Below are 19,784 nucleotides of genomic sequence, written 5' to 3'. Positions count from 1 at the left end.
ATTTTTTTTATAATGGTAGTGTTATTCGTACCTTTGTCCCTTCCCCTAACTCACTTGAGATTTGAACACCATATGATTCTCCGTAGGTCAGTTGAATACGTTCATCTACATTTCTGACACCAATACCTGAAAAAAACTCTTGCTTGCGATTAGAAGGAGGTAAATGACTGTCTGCTGAGACCTCCATACCATCCCCGTTATCTACAACCTCACAAATCAATAAATTTCCTTCTTTCCAAATAAGAACATGAATAAAACCTTCTGGCTTATGGTTGAATGCATGAAAAAAAGAATTTTCCATAAAAGGCTGTAGGATTAGCTTTGGAATTTTGTATTCCTCACAATCCCCTGAAACAAAAAAGTTTACTTTTATTCGATTTCCATATCGCTTCTGATTAATTAGGACATAGTTTCTTAGATTGGCGATTTCTTGGTTTACTGTTACGGTCTCATTCACATTACCTATGGTGTTTTGTAATAAAGAAATCAACGCATTAATCATTGACTCCGTTTCTTCTTTACTACCATGGTTTGCCATCATCTTGATTGATGTTAATGTATTATATAAGAAATGTGGATTTATTTGTTGCTGTAATGCAGCTAGTTCTGCATTCCGTCGTTGTTTTTGTGAAACGACAAGCTGGTCAACATACTCATGAAGTTCATCAAGCATAGAATTAAAGGCTTTTCCGATTTGTCTTGTTTCGTATGTACCAGAAACGGAAACATATTGGTGAAAATCGTGTTTTGAGGTATTCTCTATTTGCTTTACCATCTTTGATAAGGAATTAGTTAATCTTCTAGAGGCAAGTAACACAATAATAAGGGCAATACAAACAATACCCATTACAATAAGTAAAATTTTGTTTGTGTCAATTAAGCTACCAAATGCCGTTTGTTTATCAATAGTATTAAACATGTACATATCGAAGGATGGAATATATTCCATCAAAATAATCTGTTCCTTCCCCATAAAGTCACCGATTATATAGTCTTCATTTTTACCCTCACCACTTTTAGTAGCGTAACCTAAGAGCTCGTTTGATTTTTGCCCAATTAGTTTTGATTGATTACTAGAAACAATTATTCCATCCGAATTGACAAAGAATACATTATTGCCAGGACTAGTAAAGTTAGAATAAAATTTTTTAAACTCTGTTTCTTTTATAGCAAAATAGAGAGACCCATAGTTATTTCCAGACGTTCTTTCTAATAATGCCTTTGTAGCAACAATATACCGTCCATCCTCCCGGTTTGGCCGATAGTCATATTGATAAAAAAGTTTATTAGGATTTTCATACGTTTTTTTAGTCAAATAACTATTTTTCAACTCTTCGTCATGAATGGGCCAATAGGAACGATCGGTTGCATAGCTGATCCCGTTTATCCCTGTAACAATTATACTTACCTCATATGCATCCAAATTCGGTTCAAGCCGTTTCATTAGTTGACTCATCGTATAAATAGAACTTAAACGCTCAACATTGGATTCGTCTTCCTTCGTTAAAATTTCTTTTAGAGTAACACTTTGCTGTAGGTTATTTGATGCGATAACAATAGAGTAATTAAACTTATCGAGACTTTCATTTAACTGTTTCATCACTCTCGCATTTGTAATGCTAAACTTATCAAAAAAGAACTGCTCCGACATTCGAATAGTGGTCCAGGTAATCGTTACGGAAACGGTTACAATTATCAAAACCGTTATCGTAAACATGGTGATAAACAAATTATTGTGTTTGAATCGTTCGGGAATTAATCTCATTATCCACCAGCTCTTATCTCAAGTATTGTTTTCTTCTGAATTGACTTGGTGACAGTCCTTTTATTTTTTTAAATACCTTGCAAAAATAGCTGTGATCAGAATAGCCCACTATAACACTAATCTCCGAAATAGTCTCCGTCCCTTGCATAAGTAGTTTTGACGCTTCTTCGATTCGTACCTTATTTAGGTATTCATTAAAGCCCTCATGCGTATGAGTGGAGAAATAGCTTGATAGATAAGAAGGGTTAAAATGAAAATATTGAGCAACCTCTGAGAGTGTTAACGGTTCTGCAAAGTGTTCATGAATATAATCCAATATTTTTTTTATATGTACGTTTTCCGGTTGTTGCTGATTTGCGAAGATCACTTGTTTTGCCTCATTTATAAACTCTTCTAAAATCTCGATTGCTTCCTGTGCAGAACAGGATTCTTCTATCGATTTCAAATACAAATACCTAGATTGTTCTAATTCCTTCACATTGTACTCCATATTACTGAGAAGAATGGTGATGTTAAATATGATATTCCCGAAAAAATCCTTATACTCATGAATATCAGTGTTATAGCAAGTAGACAATTTTTTCACGTGTTCTTGTAAATAATCAAATGCTGAATTAAAATGCTTGCGTTTAAAATCACTAGTAAAACCATCCAAATTAAAATTCTTACATTTCGGTACAGGATTTGGAAGATCATCCTTCCTTAGTAACGGGTAATTAGAAAAATAAAAACGATAGCTTAATAGGATTAATAGTTCATCTCTATAGATTTTGCCTAACTGTGAAATATCCTCAAATTCCTCAGTCAAAACAAAGCCAATCCCAGGTTCTGACTCCGCCAGTTGCGGAACGTATTCAATCAGTTTCGTAAAATTATCTCCATTTACTAGGAGTACATGATCTTTAAAGTGATAAGAGTAATTTAGCTCCTGTAGAACAATTTTTAATTTATCAAAAATTCCTTTAAATAGTTCTGATCTTCCCATCTTAAGATTTGTTCCAAGTAGACAAAAACGTTTATGTAAAAATTCTGTGGTTATTTTTCCAAATTCTAGGCCTTTCACTATATAACCAGAAATTAATTTGTTTAATATCTGCTCGATAGATAGATGGTTTTCTATCTGTTGATTCACTAAATTAAGTGAAGGAATTCTACTCACGGCATTCTTTAATACCTTTAAAAGTGCTTCTGAATCAAGGGTTGGCTTTAATATGTAATCAACCACTCCACTTTGGAAGGTAGAGCGAACATAATCAAAATCGCCAAAGCTACTCAACACAATTACCTCAATTTGAGGATATCTCTCCTTGACGATTCTCGTTAGCTGTTCTCCATCCATAACGGGCATGACGATATCGGTAACAATAATATGCGGATTCGTTGCTTCAATTAATTCAAGTGCTTCCTGACCATTTGAAGCTTCACCAACAATGGTAAAACCCTCGTTTTCCCAGTTAAGATAATGCTTAATACCCTGTCTGATTAATATCTCATCATCTACGATCAGTACTCTCCCCAGTTCAGCTGCTGTCAACTTAATCCCCCCAAAACGTGAAGTCACTCTATAGTAATCATTCTACATTATTTAACTCTTTGGGGTTGGATAAAAATTTGTATTATGCTGAGGTCCAATAATTAGTAGAAACGATGCACTAGTTTCCTTTTAGGACATGTGGTTTCCAAGAATTAGTGGATTCAATGAATTAAGTCTCCATTTAGGACATGACGTTTCCAAGAATTAGTGGAATTGATGAACTTAGTTTCCCTTTATCACATTTGATTCCCAATAATTAGTAGATTCAATGAACTAAGTATCCGTTTAGTACATGACCTTTCCAAGAATTAGTGGAATTAGTGGAATTGGTGAACTAAGTTTCTTTTTAGCACATATTATTTCCAAGAATTAGTAGATTCAATGAACTAAGTTTCCGTTAGAACATATGATTTTTAAAGTTGGCTCCTTATTATGACCATTTCTTCCATCTCAATTAGAATTGTTTTAAAAAGGAGGGGATACATTCACACAAAAAAGAAGCCAAGGAATTCTTCTCCCTGACTTCACTAATATAAATGTAAGACTTAATGTTTTATACTTCTATTTTGTTTATTACTTAAATCTAATCAAATACTCCGCGTGGAAAGTATTTCCTGGTTCAAGCTTATTATTACCAAACTTTTCACTAAAGTTCCCTGTTGTATCATATGTATCAGCCACTCCGTACCATGGCTCGATGCATACAAATGGGGCAATACTATCATCTTCTGGGATATATTTTGACCAGATTCCAACAAACGGAAAATCTTCGAACAAAACTTCTACACCATGACTAGACTTTTTTGATACCAAGGTAATCTTGTCGATATTGCTGTATACGAGAGCGTCACACGCAAAAAGTGAATTCGTTAGTGGAAGCGTTCCGATCTCATTAACACTGCCTTTCTCTTTAAGAAGAGAGTTCTGAAGCTCATATTCTATTACATTCTTACCTACAGCAGGTGTAAAGTGTAGTTGATAATCCTCAATGGTTTCATTTTCTAAAAGTGGAATCTTAAATGCAGGATGAGCCCCGATTGCAAAATGCATTTCCTTCTCGTTTTCATTCACAATTTCCCAATGTACAATCAGTGAGTCTCCTTTAAGCATATATCGGATAATTGCTTTAAACTCATAAGGATACACCTCACTAAAACGGCCAGCAGATTCAAACATAAAAGCAGCATTTGTTGCTGTCTGCTCGAGTATATGAAATTCAACATCACGTAAAAAACCATGTTGTGACATCTTATACGTTTGATCATGGATTTGGTATTGATCATCTTTTAAACGGCCTACTATTGGAAACAAAACAGGTGACACTCTTCCCCAGTATTTGTTGTCTCCTGTCCACATATAATCTAAACCATTTTTCTTGTGCTTTACTTTTCGTACTTCTGCTCCATGACTTTCTATTTCTACCTTCAACCATTCATTTTCAACAGTTATCATATTCTCATTCCCTCTTCTTTCTGGTCTAACATGTATAAATTCTATACTAAAAGACTCACTTCGAAAAAGAAAGGCTTAGTGATTTGATACTAATAATAATTTTTCTCCTAAACAGAACAGATGTTTTGTAGTAGAATAGACAAAGTGTTTTGATTTACTACATAATAGATTTATAGAGGTGGAATAGAATTGAATGGTACATCACATGCAGCAGTAGGTGCAGCAACAGGATTTGTCGTTGCAAATTCATTACAAACATCACCGACTGCCACACTTTTGTTAGTCGGTTTGGGAGGCGTCTCTGGTTTAATCCCAGACCTAGATATTGATGGAAAGCTTCGGGGTAAAATCACTTTATCACATAAAGTGATTCGGCTGTCTGCTCTTATCATTGGAATCATGATGGTTATTTATAGTTTCTTTGAGAAGTCAGAGATTGAGAGATGGTTAGGAGTAGGCATCGGTTTAATAATCATATTGATCGCATCGCTTATTAAACAAAAACATATGTTAACCATTACCGGAATAGCTGTTTTTATAGGTGGATTTTCTATGGAGGAACTTTGGGTCATTTTATTGGGCATATATATTATAGTTGCATCTGTATCTTCACATCGAAGTTATACCCATTCATTAGTAGGAGTTGCTTTCTTTGGCTTTATTACATCCCTTTTTGAGTCCTCAATCGGAATTGAGGGAGTGTTCTATGCTTGTCTAGGCGGTTATATTAGTCATTTGATTGGAGACTTAAAAATACTTCCGTTCAATAAACGAGGAGTGAAGATGTTTTTGCCACTATCATCCAAGGAAATATAAATTTGCTCTGGTTAGTAGTATGAACGAAAAATTACAAACGCCGATCACCAAAGGAGGTAATCGGCTAATTCTTATTATTTTGAATAAAGCTAATTGATTGATTAATAGGCTGTCAGTGCCTCTTCTGTTGGCCTTTCACCTCTTTGCAATTCATTAAGGCTTAGTCCAAAATCTAGTTGTAGATGGGGATAATCTTCAAATCCAATCCAATCTCCTCCCCATTCAAACCCAAGTTCCTTAGCCCGCTCAACTACTTCCAGCCAATCTGCCGATCCGTTGCCATTTCCATCAAACTCCATATCCCAAATGACCCGTCCTTTTTCTGTCTTTAGTGCAAAGTCCACTGCAAGTCCAAAGTTATGAAGGGACTCTCCACCTTTTGCATACGTAACAATACTTCCTGCTGTCGTACGACCTTGTTCATATAGAATATTCTGTTCCTCCACACTACGGAATCCATCCGTAATAACAACCGTAATTCCCTGATCCGCCATATTTTCAATAAGTTGATTTGTCCGCTCCTCTACTACTGGATGAATAGTGGTTGGCAATGGGACATTTTCTTTTTTTATATATTGGTAGTATATTATAGTTGCAATCAGAATCATGCAAATGAACATCCAAAATCTTTTCATAGCTGCTTTTCCTTTCAAAGTGTAAATCATACATTATATAGACGAACGAGAGTATGAATAGTTTCATTTTCTCATAGGGAATATAAGAAAAAAAGAGGGTGACTTCACCCTCTTTCTTACCCATTCAGACTTGTCATCACATCTGAGATTGTAAAATCTACTATGATGGTTCCACCGCTATAATCGCTATCTGTATATAAACCATTTGTTTCAGTTCCAGTTGAAGCCCCCCCTGAATATAACTTATAGCTAGAATTCTTCTCTAAGTCCGGTGAACTGATGTATAGTGACTGATAATCTTTTTCTGGTGCAAATGTGGCGATCGTGTTTCCTTCACTATCCTCTATGTGAACAATGGTACCTGCCGCCTGCGCTTCTGAGTATGTCATCATAATGGCATATTGTCTAGACGTATCAGAACTAGTTTGTGTTTTCGTACTTCCAGCTGCTACTAATACTCCTCCCGAGATTTCAAACGTATCAACATAGTCTATTTGACCATTTCCATCATCTGTTGGTCCATTTACAACGACTGTCCCATCTGTCATAACAAATGATCCGTTGGAATCCAACCCATCTCCCAGTGAATTTACAGATACATATCCGCCAGTAATCTGAATTAGATGATCCTCTGAAATGGTTTCAACCATATTGTCTCCTGAGGAATCAGCTCCGCCACCCACATTTAGTCCATCATCAGCAGAAGTAATGTCGATCGTCCCCCCTGCAATCGCAACAATGTTACTTTCGATTCCTTCATATGTCTTTGTAATTGTAATACTTCCACCCTTAGTCACTACCGAAGAATCGGCGTGTATCCCATCGTCTCCAGATGCGATTGTAAGTTCCCCATCTACAAATAAAACACTCTTGCTACTGTGAATGGCATCATCAAATGAATCAATCACAAATGTTCCTCCACCTATCACAAGCTCCGTTGTGGCCTTCAGACCTTTTGCACTGGTAGTTTCGGTAGTGGTTGTGGAGTCCTCGGAGTGTCCTCCACTAGCAAACTCATTTATTCCAATTGTTTCAGGACTTCCCCCACCTGTTGCAATGGTATATTCTCCGTCTAAAACATACAGGGAAGCTTGCGCTTGGATCCCGTTATTGTCTGCCACAATATTATATGTTCCACCTTCAAGGGCAATATTTCCTTTTTCAGCATCTTCATCATTTGTTGATTTGATTCCATCACCACCAGCTGTAAGCATTAAATTCCCTTCTTGAACAGCTACTAAGTCTCGTCCAACAATGGCATCATCTTCAGCTGTTACCACAATATTACCGCCTGTAATTCTTAGCTCATCTTTTCCAATAATTCCATCATTAAAGTTCGCCTCTATAGTAAGCTTACCATCTCCATTAATAGTTAAATTATCTTTACTAAAAATAGCTGAGTTGGGCTCCTCTTTTTCTTTATCATCGTATACATATTGTGTTCCATCAGAAATTGTATTCTCGGTCCCCTCCGGCAAGGAAATCACTGTCTTTTCAGCATCCTTCACATAAATAGGAGCGGAAGTACTGCTATGAATGTCTACCCCATTTAAGACGAGTCGAACGGTACTCTTATCTTCCGCTTCCACAACGATTTGACCATCATCTAAAGTTCCAGTTAGAACATATACCCCACCCGTACGGATGTAAATCGTACTTTCAGAAACAACTACAGCACCTGATCCTTCATAGGTGGCAGTTTCCCCATTCAATTGAATATACGTTGGGTCCTCATTTTTCCACTCTGTATAAAGATCATCTTCGCTGTATGTAGCTAGCTCACTTACAACTGTTTGAATATCACTATCACCAATTGTATTTAAAGTGTTAATGTTAACTTCAGCATTTAAATTAGTTGATGTTACTGTTGATGAATCCTCACTTTTCCCACAAGCAAATAATATAGTTGTACACAAAAATGGTGTAATTAATTTTCTAAATTTTCTTTTCATAAGTAGGCTCCTCTTTTCTTGTTGAGCCTATTATGTTTTATCAACCTTAACAAAACCTTAAAGAGAGAAAGTTTATAAAAAAAAAAAACAGGACAGTAAATACTGTCCCAGTTCAATTCATATAACGGTATTCCCTCAGACTGTTCAAAATAGAGATTTCCTGTAATAACTCTTCTCCAACATTTGTTTCTCTTACCTTTTTTCTCTCTAACTCTTTATCTACTAATCTTTTTACTGATAAAACATCTGTTCCATTACGCAAAACCTCTTGTTTAGAATTAAATTGCTTATGAGCCACCAGCTGCATACCGTAGGAATTATATAATAATGTGTAGCCTGCTATCCCCGTCGTTGATTGATAAGCTTTGGAAAATCCCCCGTCAATGACAAGCATCTTACCGTTTGCTTTAATTGGATTTTCACCTTCAATTTCTTTGACCGGTGTATGGCCATTGATGATATGACCTTGATCTGGATTCAAATCAAACTCCATTAGAATTTTACGGCAGATGTCCTCGTTTTCACGTAAATGGTAGTATGGGTTCTTTTTTTCTTTATGGGTTTCCTTATCTTTAATGAAGTATCTCTCAAATGTTGTCATGGCTCTTTTTCCAAAGAGAGAGGAATACTCTCCTGTCCATAAATACCAGACCATATCTGTTGCTAGATCATTAGTCTCATCCGGATGAGCAAAAGCAAAACGTAAATACTGTTCAAATTTATCAAGTAATTCCCGACCAGCATAGGTCTTATTCTCAATCTCCATCTTCTCCATATGTCCTTCTTCGTCTAAAGGAATACAGCCATGGATTAATAAGTTCCCGTTGTACCTTAAATAAAGACTGCCTTTTTTCATTAGAAAATTCATATGCCTTGCTAGTTTTTCAGAATGTTGAACTGAAAATAACAGTCTTTCAATCACTTGAGCTTCTTCCTCTAATAATTGATCGGGTTGGTCTGGATTAACCGTTGCAAAGCAGCTATTTTCTAACTGATACGTTTTTCCATGAAGGGTGATAGTGTTATTATTATAATCAATTTTCTCAAGCAAAAGTCTTTCTGACATATTAAAGTTTGTTCTTCTCTTGATAATAGGCATTTCAAGTTTGAATTGAATTATCGCAATTGCTTGATGAATCTTTGTTATTTGTAACTGTTCATGCTCAGATAGTTTTTTATCTGAGTGTAATTTTGGTCTGAAGGCTGGATTATCTCCATAGTATTTTTCAGCAAGATTCAAAAGTGGTCGCAAATTAATTCCATAAACATCTTCAATAATATCTAAATTATCGTATCTGGCACAGATTCGAATAATATTGGCAAGACATACTTTTGACCCTGCAAAGGCACCGAGCCACAGGACATCATGATTTCCCCATTGAATATCAACGGAGTGATAATTGATAAGAGTCTCCATGATCTTATCAGGCTCTGGACCACGATCATAAATATCACCAACTACATGAAGATGGTCAACTACCAATCTTTGAGTCGTATACGCTAGACCAATTATGAGCTTTTCTGCCTGTCCTAAGGAAATAATTTGTTGAACAATCTTTGTATAATATTGTTCCTTATTGTTGGAATCATCTGCTTTATAAAGTAACTCTTCAATTATGTAAACAAAATGATTAGGCAATGCTTTACGTAATTTCGAGCGTGTATATTTGGAAGAAGCATAAGATATGAGTTTTATCATACGATAGATGATTACTATATACCATTGGTTAACCTCTTGATCACTTCTAAAAGTATTTTTTACTAACTGCAATTTTTCTTCTGGGTAATAAATTAATGTAGCAAACTCATTCATTTCTTTTTCAGTTAAAACATCTTGAAACAAGTCTTTTATTTTTTCTTTTACATTTCCCGATCCATTTCTTAACACATGCTGAAAAGCTTGATACTCCCCATGTAAATCACTGACAAAATGTTCTGTTCCCTTTGGAAGATTAAGGATCGCTTCAAGATTGATAATTTCCGTTACTACTTTTTCTTCACTATCATATTTTTGGGCCAGTAAATCTAAGTATTTTGGATTCAAGGTGTGTATCCCCTTTCATTGTTCACCACTATTTTACACTTTAATAGATTTAGAGGAAATACTATATTTTAAAAGAATCCGTACTCTACTACCCAATTGATCCCAAATTTATAATAAAAAAAGTAGTATCATCCCTTCTAGGAGACACTACTTTCAACACGTTAATTATGGAAGATATTTGATTTTTTCTTGTATAGACGTTCTTTCTTTCGGTTGACTAATCTCCTCTGGATAGCCAATCCCAAACACCCCAATAACATCGTATCCATCTGGAATACCCATAATTTCACGGTTTTTAGCTGCATACCCCATGGAAGACCAGAAAGTTCCTACACCTTCTGCCCAAGCAGCTAAATTAAGGTTCTGAACAAAGCAAGCTGTGGCAAGCGCATTTTCATAGGTCTCTATTTCTGTTGATCCATGTTTGGATAGGATCACTAGTACTACAGGTGCCTGACAAAAGTTTGTTTTATGGTTTAATTTTGTTCTGGTTTCTGGCCCAATCATATACACTTCCCAAGGCTGGGTCATTTTATGATTTGGAGCCATCGTTCCGGCTTCTAACCATTTGTTCATTTGTTCTGGTTCAACCATATCCGGTTTAAATTTTTTAATATTTCGTCTAGAATAAATGCTTTCTAAAATGTTCAATGTATTTCCTCCTCTTGGTTCTGATCATTAGCTTACACGTTTAAACTGACTGGTGTAGAGTTCGTAATAAAATCCTTTTTTCTCTACTAATTCATTATATTGCCGGCTATACAGCCGTGTAAGAATTGTAATTCTCATTTTTTACAACGTGAACCATGAAGCTTAAAATTTGTTGTCATTTTCATCATAATTTCAACCAGTGTGTTTTGTTCCTCCCGCGTAAGCTGATTAAAGGGACCAGCTATCATCTCCATTCGGGAATGTTTCATATTAGAAATCGTTTCTTTTCCAGCCTCAGTTAATTTTACGATGCGTGTTCTCGCATCATTTTTATCCGGTTCACGGTAAACCGTTCCAGCTAACTCTAATCGATCAATCATTTGAGACATGGAACTCGAACGAACTTCTAGCCGCTCCGCAAGCTGACCGATTGTACATCCATCCTGTTTGGCTAGAAAACGTAAAATGAGCCACTGTGTCTTGGTAATCTCCGTTCCTTCTTGACTATTCCTTTGACTCCTCTTCATATGTCGACCAATCGCCTGAACACAATCTACAAATTGCTCTAATTGTTTTTCCTGTGATTCCATTATTTAGTCACCTCATAATTAAATAATATAGCGACCCTAAATAACTGTCAATTAAAAACACATGCTACACCTCCTCAGGTACACGAAAATGACTTAACACTTTTGACTTGAGGATTTCTTTCATAAACTCTTCTACTGAAGAAGAATGTCCTTATTAAAGTTATTAGAATTAAAACAACCGGAACATTTGCCCCGGCTTCCTTCACTATTCTAGTGCTGCTTTTACTTCTTCCGTCATTGCTTGTGTAGATGCGATTCCGTTACCAGCGATATACCAGTTAACAGCATCTAAATAAATAATTTTTCCATTTTTATAAGCATTTGTTTTCTTAACTAGTTCGTTTTCGATCGTTTCTTTCGCTCCTACTTCTCCACCAACAGCTGCAGAGCGGTCAATAACAAAAATAATATCAGGATTTTTCTCGAGAATGTATTCAAATGTTATACTTTGACCGTGCTGAGAAACCTCTAAATTTTCATCTACTGCCTTAAAGCCAAACACATCATGTACGAATCCATAACGTGAACCTGGTCCATACGCACTTACTTTTCCTTCGTTAGCTAATAAAATCAGAGCTTTACTTTCAGACGCAGATGCTTCTTTATTTACCTGGTCTATGCTTGCTTGTAGCTCTTCCATTTTAGATTTTAGTACATCCTCTTTTCCAAACAGTTCAGCAACTAAGTTAAAGTTTTCTTCAAGAGAAGAAATGTAATTCGCATAATCAACATCAACAAATATTGTTGGGGCAATCTCAGCAAATTGATCATATAACTCAGCTTGTCTTCCTGAAATAAAAATAACATCTGGCTGTAATTCATGGATGGCTTCAAAGTCAGGTTCTTTTAAGCTACCTACATTTGTATATTCTGAGCCTTTATATTTTTCTAGACTTTCAGGTACAATTGCCTGTGGAAGCCCTGCTACTTCTACACCTAATGCATCTAATGCATCTAGTATTCCAAAATCAAAAACTACTACTTTCTCAGGATTTTTCTCAAGTGTTACTTCACCGTATTCATGTGTGAACGTAACTTCCTTAGATTCCTCTTCTGTTTTATCTTCTGTACTCGCGTTAGTGGTTGTGCTCACTTCCTCCTTACTTCCACATGCTGCTAGTAGAAAGAGCATGGTAAAAATAAGAGAAAATAAACCTAATTTTTTCATCTTTTCTTGTCTCCTTTTATGTATTGATAATGATTATCATTTTCATAGTTACAATCTTATATTGATAAACAAATAATGTCAACAGTAATTGAGAATATTTTTCAACTAGATATGCGTTATGGACCATGCGCTTAATTTCGAGAACTAAGATTTCACCAAAAAGAAATTCATAATCTTATAAAAGAACAGCCAAACGCTCATGCGATCAACCATTTTATTCAATTCTGATTGGAAGAAAATCAGAGAAAGCATACGCTTCAATAATTAATAAACACCCTGAAGAATAGATCTTCAGGGTGTTTCTATTTTTAGGATGCATCTTCAAACTGACTATTATATAAGTCTGCATAAAACCCATTTTTCAACAGCAATTCTTGATGCTTCCCACTTTCAATTATGTCTCCATCCTTCATTACAAGAATTAAGTCTGCATTCTTAATAGTTGAAAGTCTGTGTGCAATTACAAATGAAGTTTTGCCTACAGTCAGTTTATCCATTGCCGCTTGAATCAATAATTCTGTACGAGTATCAACAGAGCTTGTTGCTTCATCAAGGATCAGCAACGGAGCATCCTCTACCATGGCACGAGCGATGGTAATTAACTGTTTTTGTCCCGCAGATAGATTCGCTTTATCATCTAGTACCGTGTCATATCCATGAGGAAGGGTTGTAATAAAATGATGCAAACCAACTGCTTTACAGGCTTCCTCTACCTGTTCATTTGATACTCCTTTTCGAGAGTATACAATATTTTCTCGGATCGTCCCTTCAAACAACCATGTATCTTGAAGGACCATACAAAATAATTCATGAATATTTTGTCTTGTGAGATTACTTATTGGAACACCATCGATTAGGATTTCCCCACCGTTCACTTCATAAAAACGCATCAATAGATTAATCAAAGTAGTTTTCCCTGCACCTGTAGGGCCGACAATCGCCACTTTTTGCCCTGCATTTGCCTTTGCGGAAAAGTCTTTAATCACCATTTTATCTTGTTTATATCCAAAGTTAACATGCTTAAACTCCACATCACCTTTTGCACTTTCCAGTCTTCCTGTCTTGCCGCTTTCATTCGCCAGTTCTTCTTCTCCAAGAAATTCAAATACACGTTCACTCGCAGCGGTTGTGGACTGAAGATTTGTAGCTGCTTGTGCAAGCTGTGATAGTGGCTGTGTGAAGAGTCGAATGTAAATCATAAAGGCAACAATTACACCAAATGAAATACTACCATTAACTGCAAGCACAGCTCCGACTAAACAAACCACCACATATCCGAAGTTACCAACAAACATCATGAGCGGCATCATTAGACCAGACATGAATTGAGATTTCCATGCGCTATTATAAAGGCGTGTATTAATTTCGTGGAACGTTTCCTTTGCTTCTTTCTCCCCGTTATATACCTTTACAACATTATGTCCTGTATAAATTTCTTCAATATGACCATTCAATATCCCTAGCTCTTTTTGCTGCTGTGCAAAGTATTTTTGAGATTTTGAAATGATGAATGTCATGAGTGCAAACCCTAAAATTGTAGAAAGAACAGCTGAAAGAGCCATAATCCAGTTTGTGTAAAACATCATAATCAGTGAGCCAACAAACATGGTAATAGCTGATACCAATGTACTTAAACTCTGATTCATTGTTTGTCCAATCATGTCAACATCATTGGTTACACGGCTAAGGACGTCACCTGTACTTGTTGAGTCAAAATATTTAAGAGGCAATCGATTGATTTTCGTTGAAATCTCTGATCGTAACTTTTTTGACACTCTCTGAGTAACAGTCGCCATAATATACCCTTGAATGTAGTTAAAAATAAACCCTAACCCATATAGAAAGGCAAGAATCGTTGCAATATGAACCACTGCATCCAGATCAATACTTGTCATCAAACCCTCTGTAATGAAATCTGTTATTTGACTAAGTAGTTCTGGTCCAACGATGTTAAAAACTGAACCAAGCATAGCCAGGACTAAGGCAACAGAAATAATTGGGATATATGCTCTACAGTAGGATATGAGCTGCTTTAAGGAAGTTTTATTGATCCCTTTTGAAGGAGATGTTCCACCATGTTGAGGATGCTTCATTGCATGAGCGTTATGTTTTTTCTTATCCAATTTCAAGCTCCTCCTTTGACAATTGAGAATATGCAATTTCTTGATAGACCTCGCAATTGATCATAAGCTCTTGATGCGTTCCCATGCCGACAACTTCCCCATCGTCTAAAACAACAATTCGGTCTGCATCTTTAATGGTACCTATTCGTTGTGCAACAATGATCGTTGTGGCATCTTTGATTTCTTTTTTGAGTAACGATCGCAATATTCTATCTGTCTTATAATCTAATGCTGAAAATGAATCATCGAACAGATAAATTTCGGGTTGTTTGAAAATCGCACGTGCGATAGACAATCTTTGTTTCTGTCCCCCAGAAATATTAGTACCGCCCTGAGCAATTTCACCTTCGTACTGATTCTCCATTTTTTCAACAAATTCTGTTGCTTGTGCAATTTCTAACGCTTTTTTTATACTCGCAGTGTTTGAATCATTATTTGAATTGTGACCATAGGCTACATTGGAAGTCACGGTACCCCTAAATAAAACGGCTTTTTGAGATACGTACCCTAACTTATCGTGTAATGCTTCCTGAGAATAATTCTTCACGTTCACTCCATTAATGAATATTTCTCCCTCTGTAGCATCATAAAATCGAGGGATCAGATTAACTAATGACGTTTTCCCACTACCAGTCGACCCAATAATTGCCACTGTTTCACCTTTATGTGCTGAGAAGCTGACGTTACGAAGGATATAATCTTTTGCGTCTGGATATTTAAAGCTAACATTTCGGAATTCAATTTCTCCAGTAAGACCTTCTTTACCATTCGTCAGGTTTCCATCTATAATCTTTGCCTTTGTATTTAGTACTTCGTTAATACGTTTGGCAGAGACAGATGCACGAGGAAGCATGATAAACACAAACGAAAGCATCATAAAGGCCATGATTACCTGCACCGCATAAGACGAGAATACAACCATATCTGAGAACAAGGATAATCGATCGGGTATGGCAGCCTGGTTGATTAAAAATGCGCCAATCCAATAAATCACTAGACCGAGGCCAGACATTATGAGTCCCATTGTCGGCATCAATATCGCCATCACTCGGCTTGTAAATAAATTCGTACTCGTGAGATCATGGTTCGCTTTGTCAAATTTCTCTTCCTGATAGCTTCCAGCATTGTACGCATGAACCACCCGAATTCCAGACAAATGTTCTCTTGTTACTCGGTTTAAATTGTCCGTTAAGCTCTGAATTACTTTAAACTTTGGCAAAGCGACAATAATAATGACAGATAGCATGGCAATGAGAAACAATACGGCAAAACCAGTAGCAGCTGTCCATTGCCAGCTCTTCCCCATAATTTTAAGAACTGCCCAAACTGCTAAAATGGGAGCTTTGACTAAGACTTGAAGTCCAGTTGCAATAAGAAGTTGAATTTGAGTAATATCATTGGTTGAGCGTGTAATCAAACTCGATGTGGAAAAACCATTGATTTCTTCCATTGAGAAAGACATCGTCTTTTCAAATACCATTCCACGTAGACGAACAGAAAATCCGGCTGCAACTTTTGCGGCAAAAAAGCCAGTAATCATAGCAGCCAGCATACTCCCTACCGCACATAGAATCATGTATCCACCCTGAACGAGAACCTCACTCATTTGGCTTCCTTCTGTCTGGACAAGCATGGTGATTTCATACATATAGTCAGGGAGTTTTAAATCAAGCCACACCTGTGCGACAATAAACACCAAGCTGCACAAGATTAATAACCAGTCTTTTCCCTGAAGATGTTTAAATATTTTTATCATTCATTTACCCCCTAACGATACCTTCTCTCAAAAAATCTAATAGTGTTAGATACTTTACTAATTAAAAGCAGACTTATATTATGTGCCTGCATCATTGATTACTCACTTTCAATGGTAATGTCGGTTATTCTTTTCAAGATACGAACAAATTCTTTCGCATCATGTTCTCCCAGCTTTTCAAGGGTTTGCTCAATCATCGATAACGCCTCTTTGCGTTCATCTTCCATAAAGCGAATTCCCTCTTCAGTAATGGTGACAATGACAATGCGTTTATCACTAGCATCTCTGCTTCGTTCAACAAATCCTTTTTTGGATAAGCTATTGAGTGCCGATGCCACACGAGGAGTCGTAAGATATAGTGCCTCACTCAGTTCACCTGAAGTAGCACTGCATTTAGCAAACGTGAGGAATCCTAAAATTTTCTTTTCTCCATGTGAAATATCTTCTACTTTTTTCTGAAATGGCATCTTAGCTGTTCTCGTCATATTACGTAACAGCTCTTCTGCCAACTCTCTGTAATCCATCTTAAGCTCCCTTCTAATTTATCTAACCCTATTAGATAAATTACTCCTGTTCGAGCACTATTGTCAAGTGATATAGAAAAACTACCAAAAAATCATTGGTAGTTCAGAATTTGTTGTTATGAGATTTACATTTGCCACCATATATATCCTCCAAGAGCAACTAATGAGAGGACAATAATAACTACATAAATCAGGGTGAGGTTTATTGTATTCCTCTTAACAGAACTCCTATAGTTTTCGTCGCTCTTTCCTGTGATTACTAACGTAAGAATGACCGAAATAATCAGGACGATAAATACTAAAATAATAAGAAATAACATCATACACCTCTTGTAGACAGATTAATCAAAAATACTCTTCTATCAATTATACAGAGTAACCCAGTCATTTAACCCATCCAATTTTCTAAATTGCGGACCATCCAATCAGACCAACATTGTAATAAAGGATAATTATTTTCTTATTCTTACTTCCTTCGATATAATAAAGTATCTTATATTCAATGATGGTGAAGACAATGGAATGGAGACCAGACAAACAATTAGATATCCCTATTTATCAACAAATAGCTAATTATATTCAAAAGCGAATTGCCTACGGAGAGTATCCCCCTGGAACCATTCTGCCTTCTGAACGAAAGTTAGCAAAAGAATTAGAAGTGAATAGAGCGACCATTGTAACAGCCTATGATGTATTATATTCGAATGGCATGATTGAACGAATCAAAGGTAGTGGAACAAGGGTACACTCAGATGTTTGGGGTTTGACTCGATCACGGGTGCCAAATTGGGATCTCTATGTCGAACGCGGATCTTTTTTACCTAATCTTCCTCTATTCCAACAGATCAGGAGTGAAGTGTTAGAAAAAGATTTAATCAACTTTGCTAGCGGGGAATTGGCAAGTGATTTAATGCCAAATACGATTTTCAAAGAAATCTTATCCAAGAATGATTTTCAACAATCACTTGGATATGACCATCCACAAGGAAACCTTGAGCTTCGCAATAGGTTGGTAGCTCATCTGAAAACACATAAAAATATCGATTGCTCTAGTCAATCTATTCTTATAACGTCAGGAGCACAACAGGCATTGTATTTAGTGGCTCAATGCTTGTTGGAAAAGGGAGATGCTGTCGCCTATGAGGACCCTTCTTACGCCTACTCCCTCCCCATTTTTCGAACAATGGGTTTAAAAACCTTTAATCTACCTGTAAATGAAGATGGGATTAATCCAGAGGATATTATAAAATTATATCAAAAACATAATATTAAGATGCTATTTTTAAATCCAATTTTTCAAAATCCAACCGGTACCATTTTGCCTTTTAAAAAAAGAAAACGGGTACTAGAAATTACAAATGAACTAGGGATTCCTGTTGTCGAAGACGATCCTTATAGTCTAGTATCCTTTTCAAAAGAAATCGATACCTCTACCTTAAAGTCTATTGACGATGCAGGTAGTGTTTTATATATCAGTTCTTTTTCTAAAATTGCAGCCTCCGGATTGAGAATTGGTTGGATTATTGGACCGGATAAAATTATTCAGCGTCTGGCAGATGCCAAACAACAGATAGATTTTGGACATAGTATTTTTCCACAATGGTTGGCTAGTGAATATATACAGTCACACTACTTTGATCAAAACCTACAATTTTTAAAAGACCTACTAACTAAGAAAAGAAATATCCTTATATCCTGCCTAATGAAAGAGCTTTCTGACGAATTATCTTTCCATGTTCCTGCGGGTGGAATTCATATTTGGTGTAAATTGCATAGAGAAATAAATGAATATCAACTACTTGAGGAATCGTTACGTAATGGGGTAGCTTTTGTGCCAGGGTCTCTTTTTGGATCTAAAAAAGGCTATATCCGACTTACCTTTGGTCGTGTGGAATCACATCTCATTTCTGAAGGGGTACAAAGACTAAAACGATCGTTTCTAAAATTAAAAATATAAGAAAAACGAAAGGCACCTACAATGGTGTTTGCCTTTCGTTTCTCTTTACGATTAAATTACTTTCTCACCTTTTGAAATAAAGTATTCTTGTAATTTAGCTGAATGGATATTATACGCAATTACCTTTTTGTTAAATTGTTTGACAACATCAATGGAATTTTTGTCATTATATAGATGTAGTCTTACATCTTTGTTCCCCAATTTCGCGTCAATAATGATAGATTTCCCATTCTTTTGAGGTGGTAAAAATGACTGTTCTGTTCCAGGATAAATATAATATTTTTCCATAAAGATCGCTTCATTAAAGTAATTAATAAATACCATCTTCTCTTCATGATCTAAAGAATGATTATCTATAGTTACTGAAACCTTTTGATCATCAAGCTTCGCATGAGTTGCAAACTTGCTCATAATCCATTCAACTGCTCCAAGTGGAAGAACGGTTGGTAATACTTTAATTAGGCTGATTAGTATTAAAAACAAAATAGTCCAGAACATGCTTGACCCTTTCCTTAAATCATTTAGAATAATTTATTTTAATAAATGAATAATAACCTAAAATTCTTAAATAGAAACCATCCAATCTTAATAATAACAGGTCATCCACTTTATTAATTAGACAATTCGAAATAACTCTAAACTATTTTCACTAGTGAATGTACAAGTCATCATTTACTCATTCGGACTTCCATCGACTTTTCAGACTACCAGGCCTCTTGAAACTACTACTTATTTACGTTTAGCTGGTACTATAGTCTCCGAAAGTTCCCAAGATATTTATTAGATAGATTAGCTCAATCAAAAAAAGTAACTACCA

Annotated in this window: 15 protein-coding genes; 2 read left to right on the top strand and 13 right to left on the bottom strand. The window is 36.0% G+C overall.

Features of this window, described 5'->3' with window-relative positions; all coding sequences use genetic code 11:
- Positions 1 to 7: 7 nt before the first annotated feature.
- From M3175_RS13060 to M3175_RS13050, 3 genes are all read right to left on the bottom strand, one after another.
- Positions 8 to 1,765, bottom strand: a complete 1,758-nt coding sequence (locus tag M3175_RS13060; protein WP_251519594.1) for a cache domain-containing sensor histidine kinase — start codon at positions 1,763 to 1,765, stop codon at positions 8 to 10.
- Between the two features lie 13 nt (positions 1,766 to 1,778).
- Positions 1,779 to 3,299 (bottom strand): response regulator transcription factor, encoded by a 1,521-nt coding sequence (locus M3175_RS13055; protein WP_251519593.1) that lies wholly within the window; start codon positions 3,297 to 3,299, stop codon positions 1,779 to 1,781.
- Between the two features lie 573 nt (positions 3,300 to 3,872).
- A complete protein-coding gene (locus tag M3175_RS13050; RefSeq protein WP_251519592.1) occupies positions 3,873 to 4,751 on the bottom strand; it encodes an aldose 1-epimerase family protein in 879 nt (292 codons plus the stop codon).
- Positions 4,752 to 4,940: 189 nt separating this feature from the next.
- Here M3175_RS13050 and M3175_RS13045 point away from each other — a divergent pair, with 189 nt between their 5' ends.
- Positions 4,941 to 5,567, top strand: coding sequence for a metal-dependent hydrolase (locus M3175_RS13045; protein ID WP_251519591.1), 627 nt, complete (start codon positions 4,941 to 4,943; stop codon positions 5,565 to 5,567).
- 101 nt (positions 5,568 to 5,668) lie between these two features.
- On the opposite strand, the gene M3175_RS13040 is transcribed toward M3175_RS13045, so the two are convergent.
- The 9 genes from M3175_RS13040 to M3175_RS13000 form a co-directional block, all read right to left on the bottom strand.
- Entirely contained in the window at positions 5,669 to 6,175 is a 507-nt protein-coding gene (locus M3175_RS13040) for a M15 family metallopeptidase (RefSeq protein ID WP_371321691.1), read from the bottom strand.
- A 143-nt stretch (positions 6,176 to 6,318) separates the two neighbouring features.
- Positions 6,319 to 8,154: a carbohydrate-binding domain-containing protein gene (locus M3175_RS13035; protein ID WP_251519588.1), complete on the bottom strand. Its 1,836-nt coding sequence runs from the start codon at positions 8,152 to 8,154 to the stop codon at positions 6,319 to 6,321.
- A 112-nt stretch (positions 8,155 to 8,266) separates the two neighbouring features.
- The gene (gene fbp, locus M3175_RS13030; protein WP_251519587.1) at positions 8,267 to 10,198 is read right to left on the bottom strand and encodes a fructose-1,6-bisphosphatase; all 1,932 of its coding nucleotides are present in this window, start codon (positions 10,196 to 10,198) and stop codon (positions 8,267 to 8,269) included.
- A 165-nt stretch (positions 10,199 to 10,363) separates the two neighbouring features.
- Positions 10,364 to 10,849: a nitroreductase family protein gene (locus tag M3175_RS13025; protein WP_251519586.1), complete on the bottom strand. Its 486-nt coding sequence runs from the start codon at positions 10,847 to 10,849 to the stop codon at positions 10,364 to 10,366.
- A 134-nt stretch (positions 10,850 to 10,983) separates the two neighbouring features.
- On the bottom strand, positions 10,984 to 11,439 hold the full coding sequence (locus M3175_RS13020) for a MarR family winged helix-turn-helix transcriptional regulator (protein WP_251519585.1): 456 nt from the start codon (positions 11,437 to 11,439) through the stop codon (positions 10,984 to 10,986).
- Between the two features lie 205 nt (positions 11,440 to 11,644).
- Positions 11,645 to 12,607, bottom strand: coding sequence for a siderophore ABC transporter substrate-binding protein (locus tag M3175_RS13015; RefSeq protein ID WP_251519584.1), 963 nt, complete (start codon positions 12,605 to 12,607; stop codon positions 11,645 to 11,647).
- A 308-nt stretch (positions 12,608 to 12,915) separates the two neighbouring features.
- A complete protein-coding gene (locus tag M3175_RS13010) occupies positions 12,916 to 14,730 on the bottom strand; it encodes an ABC transporter ATP-binding protein (RefSeq protein WP_371321688.1) in 1,815 nt (604 codons plus the stop codon).
- On the bottom strand, positions 14,723 to 16,486 hold the full coding sequence (locus M3175_RS13005) for an ABC transporter ATP-binding protein (protein WP_251519583.1): 1,764 nt from the start codon (positions 16,484 to 16,486) through the stop codon (positions 14,723 to 14,725). Before M3175_RS13005 ends, M3175_RS13010 begins: the two co-directional genes overlap by 8 nt.
- A 98-nt stretch (positions 16,487 to 16,584) precedes the next feature.
- Positions 16,585 to 17,010 (bottom strand): MarR family winged helix-turn-helix transcriptional regulator, encoded by a 426-nt coding sequence (locus M3175_RS13000; protein WP_251519582.1) that lies wholly within the window; start codon positions 17,008 to 17,010, stop codon positions 16,585 to 16,587.
- Between the two features lie 517 nt (positions 17,011 to 17,527).
- Between M3175_RS13000 and pdxR the strand changes: the two genes are divergently transcribed.
- Positions 17,528 to 18,967: a MocR-like pyridoxine biosynthesis transcription factor PdxR gene (gene pdxR / locus M3175_RS12995; RefSeq protein WP_251519581.1), complete on the top strand. Its 1,440-nt coding sequence runs from the start codon at positions 17,528 to 17,530 to the stop codon at positions 18,965 to 18,967.
- A 51-nt stretch (positions 18,968 to 19,018) separates the two neighbouring features.
- On the opposite strand, the gene M3175_RS12990 is transcribed toward pdxR, so the two are convergent.
- On the bottom strand, positions 19,019 to 19,465 hold the full coding sequence (locus M3175_RS12990) for a YfmQ family protein (RefSeq protein ID WP_251519579.1): 447 nt from the start codon (positions 19,463 to 19,465) through the stop codon (positions 19,019 to 19,021).
- Positions 19,466 to 19,784: the final 319 nt, after the last annotated feature.

It is taken from the genome of Robertmurraya korlensis, assembly GCF_023715225.1.
Lineage (GTDB): Bacteria > Bacillota > Bacilli > Bacillales > Cytobacillaceae > Robertmurraya_A.
The sequence above is the reverse complement of the archived record's forward strand: the minus strand, read 5'-3'. Positions and strand labels throughout refer to the sequence as shown.

Bases quoted from the DNA above. Each gene is read 5' to 3' on its own strand.
- M3175_RS13035 (WP_251519588.1), bottom strand. From the start codon at position 8,154: ATGAAAAGAAAATTTAGAAAATTAATTACACCATTTTTGTGTACAACT.
- M3175_RS12990 (WP_251519579.1), bottom strand. From the start codon at position 19,465: ATGTTCTGGACTATTTTGTTTTTAATACTAATCAGCCTAATTAAAGTA.
- pdxR (WP_251519581.1), top strand. From the start codon at position 17,528: ATGGAATGGAGACCAGACAAACAATTAGATATCCCTATTTATCAACAA.
- M3175_RS13005 (WP_251519583.1), bottom strand. From the start codon at position 16,486: ATGATAAAAATATTTAAACATCTTCAGGGAAAAGACTGGTTATTAATC.
- M3175_RS13020 (WP_251519585.1), bottom strand. From the start codon at position 11,439: ATGGAATCACAGGAAAAACAATTAGAGCAATTTGTAGATTGTGTTCAG.
- M3175_RS13040 (WP_371321691.1), bottom strand. From the start codon at position 6,175: ATGATTCTGATTGCAACTATAATATACTACCAATATATAAAAAAAGAA.
- M3175_RS13000 (WP_251519582.1), bottom strand. From the start codon at position 17,010: ATGGATTACAGAGAGTTGGCAGAAGAGCTGTTACGTAATATGACGAGA.
- M3175_RS13015 (WP_251519584.1), bottom strand. From the start codon at position 12,607: ATGAAAAAATTAGGTTTATTTTCTCTTATTTTTACCATGCTCTTTCTA.
- M3175_RS13060 (WP_251519594.1), bottom strand. From the start codon at position 1,765: ATGAGATTAATTCCCGAACGATTCAAACACAATAATTTGTTTATCACC.
- M3175_RS13050 (WP_251519592.1), bottom strand. From the start codon at position 4,751: ATGATAACTGTTGAAAATGAATGGTTGAAGGTAGAAATAGAAAGTCAT.